Source organism: Mesorhizobium sp. NZP2298, assembly GCF_013170825.1.
GTDB lineage: Bacteria > Pseudomonadota > Alphaproteobacteria > Rhizobiales > Rhizobiaceae > Mesorhizobium.
The window spans coordinates 6,104,998-6,118,037 of record NZ_CP033365.1 but is presented as its reverse complement, the minus strand read 5'-3'; the positions used below and the strand labels follow the sequence as shown (position 1 = coordinate 6,118,037).

The window sequence follows — 13,040 nt, the reverse complement described above, 5'->3', positions numbered from 1 at the left end:
TGATCGCCGAAAACTGGCCATTCAGGTGTCCGGTCCACAGCAAGATTTCGCTGCCTTAGCAGCTCAATTCTGGATCACGTCACGGAGGAGCGTCGTCAGGCAGCAGGCCCCGTCCGGGAACTTCGGAGTGGCAGTTGACGGCAAAACACCAAGCTTAAACGGCCTCTCCGAAAATCCATGCCCCACGGTGTCGCTGGCTCCGCCGATTCTGCTTGGCGGCTACCTCGTCGTTTCGCTGATCCGGCTGGCAGGAGGGGAATGCCGGGATGCTTGGACAGCTTCGGCCAGCACACGAGCCCTTGGCGGCCAGGGAGATCATGGACTTCCCGGACGGCGCCGGATCTGGAAAGCACGAAAACACTCGCCGCAGATCAGCAGCGCCGCCAGGCCACCAATGCGCACCGCATAACCTGCCTCCCACATGACCAGGACCGTATCTCCCAGAACGAGCAGGACGGCGAGCGCCAGTACGGACAGTGTGGAACCCTTGTCGCCTTTCGACAGACTGCATGTGAGCATTGCTGCTGTGATCGCCGGTAGACTGTAGCTGTCGACAAGGCTGTAATGTACGGAACCACCGAGACCCGCGATGAAAACCCCAAAAACAGCTGCAGCGAAGCTGCATGCCAAGTAGCTGGGATATCGGTAACCTGGTCGAACATTGATCCGTGCCAGACGATCGAAAAACAGAGCCATCGCGCTGGCCAGGCCGATCATGACCCATGCAGAGAATGGCACACCGAACCAACGTGTCGTGGTTGTTGCTGCAAGCAGTCCGGGTGCATAGCCGGTCGGAAGTGTTATCAGCAATCCTGCGGACAGCGCCTGGGTGATCCCGGCCGTGGCCAGCGTGCCGACAATCGCAGCCCGCCCAAAACGCGATGCAAGCCAGCCGTGGAAAAAGCCGACCACCATTGCCAAGACGATGATCACGGTCAGAGCTGCCGGGAGCTTGGAGTCCGCTCCCCCGGTCAGGGCGACAGTCGCTATGGCCGAGACCGAAATCATGCTTGGCATGGAAAGATCGACAGTACCATGCCTCCACACAGCAGCTTGGCCAACGGCCAGCAACGCGATCCCGCTCATCAAAATAGCGAGATCGCCCGCTGCCGGCCGGAGGTTGAACAGGAGAAGAGAAACCGGGGCAAGTAATGCCAGATATCGAAGCCGCGAAGACGTCTGGCCGAAGCTCGCCAGGCGCTGCGGTTGTTCTCTGGCCCCTCGGGCTATCAAGCAGGCCGCAAATCCCAGAAGAAGCCATAGCGCGTCGATCGACGTCGAAAAATAGTCCTGGACCCCGAGTGGCACCAGAAGGTTTCCTGTCGCGACAACAATGAGGGCTCCAAGCAGCGAGCCAGCGACTGAGCCTCCGCGAAGGCCGGGGATCCCTCCACCAAGAGCGATCGCCGCAAGGATTTGCAGCAGCACTGGCGCACCCAGCGAGGCATTGACGCTGCCGAATGCACCAGCCAACAGGACGCCGCCCAGGGCTGCTCCTGCACCCGCTGCCGTGTAGCTCAGAAGCACCGGCCAACGGAAGTGACGCATATCTGTGATTGGGTGTGCGGCCCGCGCCCTGAGGGCCGCGCCTGTTCGCGACAACAACAGCAGTTCTCCTGCCACGCAGATTGCGAGCAGCACGACTGGCGGCAAAACCGAGATGCCGCCGGCGGTCCAGTTGTAGAGCAGGGATTGCAGGGGCTCGGGGGCAGGGACGTATGCTGTACTGAGGTGCTGCAGGGCGACGGCCATGGCAGCAGCCCCAGTTGCCAGCGTAACGGGGGTGGATCGCAGGCCGAAGTAGCCAATCAGGACGCCATTGAGGCATCCAATGCCGGCACCGATTGCGACGCCGAAGCCCACGGCCAGCACTGCATCGGCCTGTGACGACATTGGCGTGGTGGCCACCAGTGCGGTCACAAGGACCATCGTGGCGCCAGCTGAAAGTCCCTGGCCGCCGGCGATGATCGGAAGGGTCTGTGCCATCGCTGCGACAGCCAGGGGGGTCGCCGCAAGAATAAACCCTTGCCAATCATTGGCAGAAAGACCGCCCGGCGACAGCTGCCGCCACAACAACAAGAGGGCGCCTAGCAGGAGAAGTTCCAGGTAGAAAATGCCGCCAGGATGGAAGGCGGCATTCCTGTTTGGCGCGGCTACGGCTGGTTCAGCTGCGTTGGCCATCTCGTCAGGCTCTCGCCACATACTTGGATTGCGGGGCCCACGCGTCAGGCGCGTCGCCCCCGGACCGGGAGTCAGGCCGCTTTGCCGACGCCGTTCTTGTGCAGGAAGGTCCTCACCGCTTCATTGAACTCATAGGGGTTCTCGATCATCGGATAATGCCCAGTGCCGGCAAGGACCGAGATCTCGCTTCCCGGAATCCGCGCGGCGGTTTCCTCCACCTGTTGCTGTGAGACGAGCCAGTCGCCATCGCCCCGCAGCAGCAGCACTGGCGATTTGATCTTGCCCACAGCATCGCGTTTGTCGAAGCCGGCGTAACCGACAAGGTCGCCCCGCATCACCTCTGGATTGACCTTGCGGATCTGCCACACCACCTCGCGTGCGCGATCCGGTGGGGTCCGGTTACCCGTCAGTGACTGCGACCAGCCCTCCAGGATCTGCTGGCCGTTGACCAGCAGCATGTCGAGCAGAAACTGCGAGACGGTCGGCGTGTAATCGGCGCCTTCGGACGAGATGATGGCAGCATATCCATCTGGCCTGCGGCTGCCGAGTTCAAGCACCTGATTGCCCGACATCGAGCAGCCGATGATCACGGGTTTCACCAGGCCGAGCTTGTCCATCAGCTTTTCATTGAACGCCGCATGGCTGGTCAGGCTCTTGAATTCACCGTCCTTCGGCTCGAGCGATTTTGCATGCGAGGGGGCGTCGACGGAGATGACACGGAACTGGTCGGAAAGACCATCGAGCACATGACGATACATCAAGGTGTCCTGGCAGGCGGCATGGAAGCAGATGATCGGGTATCCTTCTCCTGCTTCTTCGTAGTAGGTCCGGATGCCGTCGATTTCGATATAGTGACCTTTTGTCGGCTTGCCCGATGGCTTCGGCGCCGGAGAGTAGGCCGGCGGTGCAGGCAGCGCGCGGCCAACGCGACTTACCGCCGCCAGCGTCAGCCACATTGTTTTGACATTGCGAAGGGCGCCGACAGCGTCGCCTTCTATGCCTAGTTCGCCAAGACCCGGCGACATGCCCTGAAACCAATCGGTTTCACCGTTCTGGACGCGCTTCCACTCATGGTCCGGGCCGGTGATGGTGATATCGGCGCCTAGCGGATGTGCCGACCCGATTGCCGAGACCGCGACGCCGTCGCGGATGTCGACCGTTCCGACAGCGTCTCCGTTTTTCAAGGCAACGCGCGCGGAGAAGTATTTGGACGCAGCCTTCCAGCTCTCGTCCTTGTTCAGTTCGGCTTTGAAAGCCTCCATCCACTGATCGCTTAGAAGTTTGGGCATTTGTATTCCTCCTTTGAAGATTGAATTCGGATTGTTCGCGGAACGCTGGTCGTCACGCGGATGCCCTGCCGATCGGCAGAGACAACGCTATCGAGACGCCGGTCAGCTCGTGATGTAGAGTCCGCCATTGACGTGCACCGTCTCGCCCGTGATGAAGCTCGCCCAGTCGGAGCAGAGGTAGGCAACCGTCTGTGCTACCTCTTGGGGGCGGCCAAAGCGTTTCAGCGGGGTTGAAGCGATCAGCTGCGGACCTTGTTTGTCGAGCAGCGGCTGGACGAGAGGCGTATCGATGATGCCGGGCGAGACGGCGTTCGCCCTTACCTTGGGCGCGAGTTCAAGCGCCAGCGTTCTGGTGAATGTCAGCACGCCACCTTTCGACGCGGCATAATGGGAATGCATGTAGCTTCCACGATGCCCCGCCATGGAGGCGACGTTGACGACAGCTCCTCCTTCCGCAAACAGCGGAATGGCCGCGCGACAGGTGTAGAAAACGCCGTCCAGATTGACCGCAGTGCTCTGGCGCCACTGCGCATCGGTCATGTCATGGATCATTTGATCCCGATACAGACCGGCGCTTGTCACGAGAAAGTCCAGCTTTCCAAACCGCTTTGCGATCGCTTCCGCGACCGAGATCGCGTCAGCTGACTGGCTGGCGTCCTGCTTCAGCCCTACAGCTCTCTGCCCGCGGGCGTCGAGGGTGCTTGCAAACGAGGCCACCCCCTCTTCGTCAAGGTCCGTCAGGACACAGGACGCCCCCAGTTCAAAAAACGTACTGGCAATCGCCCTGGAGATTGCGCCGTTGGCACCCGTCAGCCACAGCACCTTGTTTTCAAAATTCAGCATCTGCTCCTCCCAGACAAACGAATGTCAGCGGTATCGGGGAGACCGAATGCGCGGCGGCATGCAGATCGGTTGCGCGCAAGGAACGACTCGCGGTCGCGTCATTTGTCGTCATTTCCCTGAACCGCCGGTTTCATTGCCCGAAAACACCACCGGCGGATCCTTTCCACCAGAGGCTCGCTCGTGTTCGGACAGTGACCGCATGGACACAGTGGTCCAGTCGCACCCGCACACAGTCGCCGTTCCTCCCGCAGGTGCCTCCCATGCACCATCTTTCACGAAATTGACATCTCACTCTTTGGCTGGAATGTCAATTCAATTGGATACATCATTTCATGATTTGTCGGTTTTCGAAGGCATATCTTGCGCGAATCTCCTCGTATCGGATACAATCGCGCCGGTATCCGTGGTGCCCGCATATCGGAATTGTTATGACCTCGATCCAACTGCGCATTGGACGGCCTAAACACCCTCAAGTCTGATCATCGGCACATCAAGCGCAGCGGGAGGAGCCGCGCGAAAATTCGATGTGCTAACGGGAGGAAGTCATGCCGCTTACCATCTACCCCCTCAACCTCGGCGAGGTGATGCTCGATGCGAGTTTTCTGGTCCTGTTCCGCCATCCAGGTACCATCACCCGGGTCCCCTGCTACGGCTATCTGATCATGGGCGGCGAGGCCCCGGTTCTGGTGGATTCCGGGTTCAGGGATACCGCAATCCTTGCCAGCATCGGTATGGTCGCCGAGCAGCCGAAAGAGATGACAATCGAACATCATCTTTCGCAGCATGGGCTGCGGTTCTCCGATATCCGGCACGTGGTTCACACGCATGCCCACATCGACCATGCGGGTGGCGACGATCGGTTCCCCATGACCACGACGGTCTGTCTCGCGCGGCGCGAACTCGAGTTTGCCGTCTCGGGCGTGATGGGTCCTCAATATCCTCTTCAGGACACAAAGCATCTGATCGACCGCCTGCACACGCCCTGCGCTCTCAGGCTGTTCGATGTCGACGGAAGCTTCGAGGAAGAGGTCATCCCTGGCGTCGCTGTCAGACTGGCGGGCGGCCATACCCCTGGATCGCTTTCGGTGATGGTCGAGACCTCGGAAGGGGTCGCGAATATCTGCGGGGACATTCTCTACGATTTCCACGACAGCCTGGTCTCGCCCCTGCTGGATATCAATGACAGCGAACCAACGGTCACGGGCAATCACGCGATGGCCAAACGGGACGAAAAGACGGCGATCAAGAAGGCAATGTCTGACTGCAGGTTCCTGCTTCCCGGCCATGATCGACCGGCACTCATCGAGCATGGTAAGATCGCCGGCCGCCTCGAGCACGCAATACCTGGGCCGGTAATCAGGTCCCTCCCTTCACGCGTGACAGCCCCGGCCGCGTAGGCCAGCCCAGCAAAACCGAAGCGCGAGGTCAAATGGACATCCGACGTTCTACGGCGACGGTCAACGGTGTCAGGCTACACTACCTGGAGGCCGGCTCCGGGCCACCTGTCTATCTGCTGCATGGCTTTCCGGAGACCTCCTATGCATGGAGGAAGCAGGTGCCGGTGCTAGCAGAAAAATATCATGTGGTCGCGCCGGATCTCAGAGGGTACGGCCACAGCGAAAAGCCTGCTGCCGGTTATGACAAACGAAGCATGGCGAAGGACATCTACGAGCTTATGACTCGGCTGGGGCACAGCAAGATAGCCCTGGTGGGTCATGATCGCGGAGCGCGCGTCGCCACGCGGTTCTGCAAAGATTACCCTCAGTCCGTCGATCGCGTGGTCATGATGGACAATGTCCCGACAAGGTTTGTCCTGTCATCGATCAACAGCAACATGTTGCGCGGTTACTGGTTTTTCTACTTTCACCAGATTGCCGATCTGCCGGAAGCTCTTATTCACGGGAAAGAGTCTCTCTACATCAGGCATTTCCTGCGAGAGTGGTGCTTCAGTCCCGAGATCTTCAGCGAGGCGGAGCTTCAGGTCTACGACCGTGCCTACTCCGCTCCAGGCGGCTTGCGCGGCGCGCTTTCCGATTATCGCGCCGCCGCGATCGATTGGGACCAGGATCAGCAGGACGCGGACCAGCTGATCGCGTGTCCGACACTTGTGCTGTGGGGTGCCGATTTCGAATGGGTCGGCAAAATGGTCGACATGAACCAGGTCTGGAATGCAATGGCCCTCAACATGCGAGGGGTCGCCATTCCGCAGTGCGGTCACCTCCCACATGAAGAACAGCCCGAAATCGTCAACCGCGAACTCATCGAATTCCTTTCCGGTTGGACAGGGCAGTAGGGGGCAATTTTGTTGAAGGTTGTCATCACCGATTCAGTCTTCCCCAATCACGATCCGGAGGCATCAGCCCTGGCCGGACTGGCGGAAATCGTTGTAGCCCCGGCCGGAGACCATGACCGGCTCATTCAGCTTCTTGGCGAAGCAGACGCAGTGCTCAATTGCTACGTCAAGATCACGCCCGATATGCTGACATCCATGCGGCGATGCCGGATCATCGCCCGCTATGGCATCGGCGTCGATACCATTCCGGTGGCCGCGGCCCGAGCCGCGGGAATTGCCGTCACCAATGTCCCCGACTACTGCGTCGATGAAGTCGCAGACCACAGCATGGCACTCATCCTGAGTCTGCTGCGGAAAATTCACATCGGCCGGACCGTGACCGCCAGGGGAGAGTGGTCATTCGCGCCTCTGAAACCTCTGCATCGGCTAAGAGGACGGACCCTGGCGGTCCTGGGGTTCGGGCGCATCGCACGCGCTTTGGCCACGCGGGCTCAGGCCCATGGCATCCGTGTAATCGCCTATGATCCGTATATTGATGATGAGATCATAGCGGAGCATGGAGCGCAGTCCGTAAGTCTGGGCCAGGCGTTGAAATCGGCGGACATACTTTCGCTGCACCTGCCGCTGACCGAGGCGACGACAAACCTGGTCGGCGCCAGCGAACTTGGCCAGATGCGACGCGATGCCATCCTCATCAACACGGCCCGTGGTGGCTTGCTTGACCTCGATGCAACACTGGTCGCGCTCGAGGGGGGCGCGCTGGGTGGCGTCGGATTGGACGTACTGCCATCGGAGCCCCCACAATCGGGTCTTCTGAAGCGAATTTCCGCCTGCGCGAATGCCATTGTTACTCCGCATTCCGGCTTCTATTCCGAGGAGGCCATGGTTGAAATGCAGCTGAGGGCGGCGATGAATGTTGCGGCGGTGCTGCGTGGCGAGCCTCCCGTGACACCAGTAAACCAGCACTCAGGTTGAGGGTGGACCTGCAGATGGGCACCAGGCGTCATTCACTGCCATCACAGCGGTCCCTGGTGACGTTTGAATGTGTTGCCCGGCTTATGAGTTTCACCAGGGCTGCCGATGAACTCAATACAAGCCAGCCCTGCGTCAGCCGTTCAATCCGCGAGCTTGAGGCTTTTGTGGATGCCAGGCTGTTCGCACGAACTCCGACAGGCATTGATTTCACCGAAGCTGGGCGGGTGCTGTATGCAAAAGTCTCGTCGGGATTGGAGCAGATCAGCAACGGTCTTGCGGCGGCGAAACCGCGAGGGAATCCAAGGTCGATATCGATCCTGTGCAATTACGACATCGCCCATCTCTGGTTGATGCCGAGATACGATACGTTGCTGGAGGGGCTCGGCCGTGATGCCGAGCTGAGGGTGGTCACGACAGATGCCAGTCCCGATCAGCTTCTGGAAACAGGCAAGGTCGACATTGTCCTGACCTGCCAGCGTCCCGTGTTTCAGGTTTCTGCAAGGAAACTGTTGCTGGAAGAAGAGGTTTTTGCCGTCTGCTCTCCAGCCTTCGCGGCCAGGCACCGAACAGTCCTGCAGTCGGGCGATCCACGCGCCCTCCTTGATCTGGAATTGCTTGAACTCAACAAGCAGAATTTCGGCTGGATGACATGGGATCGATGGTTCGGGCTGCTCGATGTTGACGCTTCCGCGAAGAGGGGCAGGCGTGAATACAGCAACTACGTCTACACGCTCGAGGCCGCCTCACGAGGTGTCGGCCTGGCTCTTGGCTGGCATGGCCTCGTTGAACGTTATCTCGCTTCGGGCGAACTCTTGGCGCCAGCACAATGGCGTTTGAAGGGGCAGTCTGGTTTGCATGCTCTGATGATCGGTGACGGCCTGGGGTCCGCCCGGGGTCGCAAGGTCATGAATCTCCTTGCCAGCCTTGAGCCAAGAAAGCTCGATCATGGAGCGCCCAGCAAGGCAAACCTGACCGTGATATCCGGCCTCAGGAAAGCCTGAAACCGCCAGCGCACCGGCTGCGCGAAGAGCATAGTAAAATAGGACACGTCCACCGTATGCCAGTTGTCTCTCACACCTCCCCAAAATCCATGAAGATAGAGCAAGTCAGATCGCGCCTGATGGGAGGGGCTCATTTTGTCGAGGTTGTCACGGACCACGGTGTCGTCGGCACCGGCCAGTCGGCCTGCTGGGCCTACCCCGGGGCCGTGGACGCCATCGTCCAGACGTTCGGCAGATATCTGGTCGGTCAGGATCCCGGTCGCATCGAGCATCATTGGCAGCACCTCCACAGGATGGGGCCTTTCCGAGGATCGGCTCTAGGCGGCGCCCTTTCGGCAATCGATATTGCCCTGTGGGACATTAAGGGGCAGGTCCATCAGGCGCCGATTTGGGACCTGCTGGGCGGCAACTGCCGCGAGCGCATCCGGCTGCATCTTCTCATCCTTGGTGATTTCGGTCCCGAAGAAATCTCGAAGCGCGCACTGGCCGCAGCCGACGAAGGCTACACCGCCATCAAGTTTGACCCGATCCCGGCGCAGGAGATGGCACTCGACAGGTTGTCCCGGGAGGTGACCGCGCGCGTTGCCGCGGCCCGCGAAGCGGTAGGCAGCGATGTCGACATCATCCTGGAATATCATCGCCGGCTGACGCCGCTGCAGGCCTTGCCGCTTATCCAGGCCGTCAGCCAGTTCAACCCCCTGTTCGTCGAGGACCCGATACAGGTCGACAGCATACTCTCACAGGCGGACCTTGCACGCCGGCTGCCGATACCAATGGGCAACGGCGAGCGGCTTAACACGATCTGGGAATTCCGAGAGCTGCTGGCATCGGGAGGCACCCAGTTCGTCAGACCGGATCCCGGTCTTGCCGGCGGGATTACCCACTGCAGAAAAATCGCCGCCATCGCCGAGTCTTACCATGCGGCCGTCGTGGCCCACAATTTCCTCGGTCCAGTGCTCACCGCTGCCTGCGTGCACCTGGATGCCTCTATTCCCAACTTTGTCACGCAGGAATATTCAACGATCACGAGAGCCCCGCAGCAGTGGCAGCCTACAGGAGCGCTCTGAAAAGGGAGGGTGGATATCTCCTGCTACCCGAGGCGCCGGGACTCGGCGTGCAGCTGACCGGTGACGCGGATCAGTGGCTAAGTCCACTTGTCGGGCCTTTGCATGATATTCCGTTGCGCGCGGACGGCTCGGTCGCCTATGCGGTTTGACTGAACGGTTCGTCGCCAGGCTCGGTGTTGGATTGTTTGCGCCTATCCTGGGCTGACAGTTGCAAAAGCCAATTTTTAGTACGCTCTACAGAAAACCGCCGACTTGCCCCAGGCCTAACCACAAGAAATTCGCGGTAATCACTCGTACGTTCCGGTATGGGCAATCGGACCAGGGTTCCCCTGTCGATCGCGTCTCGCACATAGTGGTGCCATCCAAGCGCAACGCCGTGCCCAAAAAGTGCAGCCTCCAGGACCATGGCGTATGTTGTGAACCGTCGGACGATCGGCTTTTGATCCGGTGGCAACCAAACCCTCCAGTCCATCAAGGGGCTGGTATAATTGGCGAGTTGCAGCAACGGAGCCTTCGCTACCTCCTCGATTTGGTTCATCGAATAGGTTCGACAAAACTCCGGGGACGCCACCGGATAGACTGTCTCCTCAAGCAGGGGATAACTGTCCCATCCGGGCCAAGGCCCGACTCCGAAACGAATCTCGAGGTCAAAGTTTCCGCCGCCAAATTCCGGCAGTTCATCGATGCAAACCAGATGCAGGCGGATGTCTGGGAAACTCGCGTAAAACGCGCCTAGAGCTGGCATCAGCCAAAGAGACGCAGCAGCGACGTTGACGCGTAGCGAAACAATCCCGTCATCATCGCGGGGCAGCGTCCGTGCTGCCTGCTCGATGCTGCGAAAGGCGGTCGTTACAACGCTCTGAAACTGGTTCCCGGCAGCGGTCAGGCGAATCCGCGTGCCATTCCTTTCGAAAAGGTCCGTCCCCAGGGACTGTTCCAAGAGCTGTACGCGTCGGCTGACCGCTGGCTGGGCAACCAGAAGCTCTCGCGCTGCACGCGTAAAATTGCCGTGTCTTGCCGCCGCCTCGAACGCGACGAGATTGTCCAGCGACCCCACCGTCTTCCGTAAATCGCTCACATGGCGTCCTTCCGATCGGGTTCAGCTCTCATAATGACAGCTTATCAAGCCTATCAGCCTTTTCGACCTTCTCATACCTCTGAACTCACGTCAGGTTTCCGGTATCCGGCGCTTCTCGCTGCTCGACGCCAACGGGCTGCAGCGCCCACAACGGGGAACAGCATGATGAACAAACTCGCCTCAATCGTCGCGGCCGCACTTGTCTCGGTCTGCCCGCCAGCGTCATCAGCTCTGGCCAATGATCCAATCGACACCCTGGCTCTCATCAAGCAGGAAGGCGTTCTCAAAGTTGGGATGGCGGACTCGGTTCCGGCTCAACAGAAGAACCCGATATCTGGCGAGTGGCAGGGCTTCAATGTTGACATGGCCAAGAATCTCGCAGCAGCGCTCGGCGTCAAGCTGGAGATCGTCGACACCACCTGGTCGACCATTATCCCTTCGCTGACGCAGAAGCAGTTCGACATTGCGATGGTCGATATGTTCCGGACGCCGGCGCGCGCCGTGACCGTCGACTTCACAGACAGCTACATGACGACGGGAAATACGTGGCTCGTCGGGGCGGATCTCGATGTGACTGACTGGAAGCAGTTGGACGATCCGAAATACACCGTGATCAGTATCGCGGGGACGGCGGCAGTCGCCCAGAGCGATCGTTTACTGCCCAAGGCACAGAAAAAGACGATCGTCTCTGACAATGCCGTGGCCGGGCAGCTCGAAGTGGCGGCTGGACGGGCAAGCGCACATCTCAGCGACTATCTGCAGAACGCGCTCTTCATGAAAGCCAATCCGAGCGCGAAAGTAAAAGTGCTGGGCGGGGACGCGCCTATCGAGGCGACGGGGTATGCTTACGCCATCCAGCCTGGCGACTATCACTTCCTGGCATTCCTGAATACCTGGATCGCCTACAATACAACAACTGGATTCATCTCCGATCGCAAATTGACTTGGTACGGCATCAAGTAACGCCGAACCAACAGGGCTCCAGATGATCCCCGCTATCACTCCATTTATTCCCGCCCTGTTCAATGGCCTGCTGCTGACGCTGTTCTACTTCCTCCTGGGCGCAATCGGTTCAATGGCATTTGGGCTGCCAGTGGCCTTGGGGCTGGGCAGCCCGTCATTGACGATCCGGCTGCCAACCGTCGCCTATGTCGAGTTTTTCAGGAACACGCCTCTGCTGGTGCAATTGTTCTGGATACAGTTCGCGCTGCCGATCATCACAGGCGTCAACACCACCGCGCAGCAGACAGCAGCCATCGCCATCGTCGTCGTCATGACGGCCTATATGTCGGAAATCTATCGAGCCGGGTTCAACTCGGTGGCGCCGGGGCAGAACGAGGCAGGCCTCGCGCTGGGCCTGCGGCCGGTGCAACGCTGGTGGTTGATAATCATTCCGCAGGCATTTCGAACGGTTCTTCCGGCAGTCGGAAATACCCTGGTCAGTCTTTTGAAGGCGACCGCGATTCTGTCTGTTCTTTCGGTGCCCGAGTTGATGCGGACGACAGGCCGGATCAGTGATTACACAGCCAATCCGATGCTGTTCTACTCGGTCGCCTCGCTGATCTATATCGGCCTGGGTCTGCTCCTTTCGCATTCACTCCGCCGTCTGGAACGGCGTCTGGATCGTGCAAGGAAGGTTTGATGTTCGACTACACGTTACTTCTCAATGCGACGCCGGATCTCGTCATAGGTCTAGGCACGACAATCCTGGTCACGATTGCTGCATTCCTCATTGCAACTGGATTGGGCTTGGGCCTGAGCGCTGCGTCTTTTTCGCCAAGACGATCGATTGCAAAAGCGGCCGGAGGGTTCGTTCAGGTCGCCCGGGCCACCCCGGAAATCATCGCGATATTCTGGGCTTATTACTGCATGCCGATCCTGGTGGGTGCGAACTTGTCCGGCCTCACATGCGGGATCGGAGCCCTCGGATTGATCGGCGGCGGATATATGGCGGAGATCGTCAGAGGTGGAATTCTCTCGATTGACCGTGGCCAGTGGGAGGCTTCCGCCTCTTTGGGGCTGCCCCGGTATGTGGTGTGGTTTCACATCATCATGCCTCAGGCCACCAGGAAGATGCTTCCGGCGGTGGTGAACTACTTTACCGACCTGTTGAAGGCCACGACTTTGCTGGCAGCGATCGGGGTAAACGAGGTCGCCTATGCTGCCTACACAAATGGTTCCGCATCCTTCCGGTACCTGGAGCCGCTTACTGGCGTCGCGATCCTGTTCTTCCTCCTCATCTTCCCCCTTAGCCTTCTCGCCCGCCACCTGAACAACGCAAATGGCGCCAGCCGGAAGAGCCGTTAGGTCCAT

Annotated in this window: 12 protein-coding genes; 8 read left to right on the top strand and 4 right to left on the bottom strand. The window is 59.6% G+C overall.

Translation table 11 applies throughout. The annotated features are described in order from the left end of the window. Positions 1–315 precede the first annotated feature (315 nt). The 3 genes from EB231_RS29380 to EB231_RS29370 all read right to left on the bottom strand — a co-directional run bounded on the left by EB231_RS29380 (position 316) and on the right by EB231_RS29370 (position 4,313). Positions 316–2,181 carry an ABC transporter permease gene (locus EB231_RS29380; protein ID WP_172351885.1) on the bottom strand — a complete coding sequence of 622 codons (1,866 nt, stop codon included), beginning with the start codon at positions 2,179–2,181 and terminating at the stop codon, positions 316–318. Positions 2,182–2,252: 71 nt separating this feature from the next. Continuing rightward, complete coding sequence (locus EB231_RS29375) at positions 2,253–3,470, bottom strand: alpha/beta fold hydrolase (protein WP_206681868.1); 1,218 nt, start codon at positions 3,468–3,470, stop codon at positions 2,253–2,255. 102 nt (positions 3,471–3,572) lie between these two features. Then, complete coding sequence (locus tag EB231_RS29370; RefSeq protein WP_172351884.1) at positions 3,573–4,313, bottom strand: SDR family NAD(P)-dependent oxidoreductase; 741 nt, start codon at positions 4,311–4,313, stop codon at positions 3,573–3,575. Positions 4,314–4,858: 545 nt separating this feature from the next. Here EB231_RS29370 and EB231_RS29365 point away from each other — a divergent pair. Genes EB231_RS29365 through EB231_RS29345 form a run of 5 tightly spaced genes read left to right on the top strand, consistent with a single transcriptional unit; the run spans position 4,859 to position 9,649 of the window. Beyond that, positions 4,859–5,710, top strand: a complete 852-nt coding sequence (locus EB231_RS29365; protein ID WP_172351883.1) for an N-acyl homoserine lactonase family protein — start codon at positions 4,859–4,861, stop codon at positions 5,708–5,710. Positions 5,711–5,742: 32 nt separating this feature from the next. Beyond that, a complete protein-coding gene (locus EB231_RS29360) occupies positions 5,743–6,606 on the top strand; it encodes an alpha/beta fold hydrolase (protein WP_172351882.1) in 864 nt (287 codons plus the stop codon). A 12-nt stretch (positions 6,607–6,618) separates the two neighbouring features. Continuing rightward, positions 6,619–7,581 carry a C-terminal binding protein gene (locus EB231_RS29355; protein WP_172351881.1) on the top strand — a complete coding sequence of 321 codons (963 nt, stop codon included), beginning with the start codon at positions 6,619–6,621 and terminating at the stop codon, positions 7,579–7,581. A gap of 14 nt (positions 7,582–7,595) precedes the next feature. Next, a complete protein-coding gene (locus tag EB231_RS29350; protein WP_172351880.1) occupies positions 7,596–8,582 on the top strand; it encodes a LysR family transcriptional regulator in 987 nt (328 codons plus the stop codon). A 56-nt stretch (positions 8,583–8,638) separates the two neighbouring features. Continuing rightward, positions 8,639–9,649, top strand: a complete 1,011-nt coding sequence (locus tag EB231_RS29345; RefSeq protein ID WP_172351879.1) for a mandelate racemase/muconate lactonizing enzyme family protein — start codon at positions 8,639–8,641, stop codon at positions 9,647–9,649. A gap of 136 nt (positions 9,650–9,785) precedes the next feature. Here EB231_RS29345 and EB231_RS35565 read toward each other — a convergent pair whose 3' ends face one another. Further along, positions 9,786–10,727, bottom strand: coding sequence for a LysR substrate-binding domain-containing protein (locus EB231_RS35565; protein ID WP_172351878.1), 942 nt, complete (start codon positions 10,725–10,727; stop codon positions 9,786–9,788). 162 nt (positions 10,728–10,889) lie between these two features. Between EB231_RS35565 and EB231_RS29335 the strand changes: the two genes are divergently transcribed. From EB231_RS29335 to EB231_RS29325, 3 genes are read left to right on the top strand one after another with little or no spacing between them, the layout of a single operon-like run. Continuing rightward, the gene (locus tag EB231_RS29335) at positions 10,890–11,690 is read left to right on the top strand and encodes a transporter substrate-binding domain-containing protein (RefSeq protein ID WP_172351877.1); all 801 of its coding nucleotides are present in this window, start codon (positions 10,890–10,892) and stop codon (positions 11,688–11,690) included. Between the two features lie 22 nt (positions 11,691–11,712). Then, positions 11,713–12,369, top strand: a complete 657-nt coding sequence (locus tag EB231_RS29330) for an amino acid ABC transporter permease (RefSeq protein ID WP_172351876.1) — start codon at positions 11,713–11,715, stop codon at positions 12,367–12,369. Then, a complete protein-coding gene (locus EB231_RS29325; protein WP_172351875.1) occupies positions 12,369–13,034 on the top strand; it encodes an amino acid ABC transporter permease in 666 nt (221 codons plus the stop codon). The genes EB231_RS29330 and EB231_RS29325 overlap by 1 nt, the downstream gene beginning before the upstream one ends. Positions 13,035–13,040 lie beyond the last annotated feature (6 nt).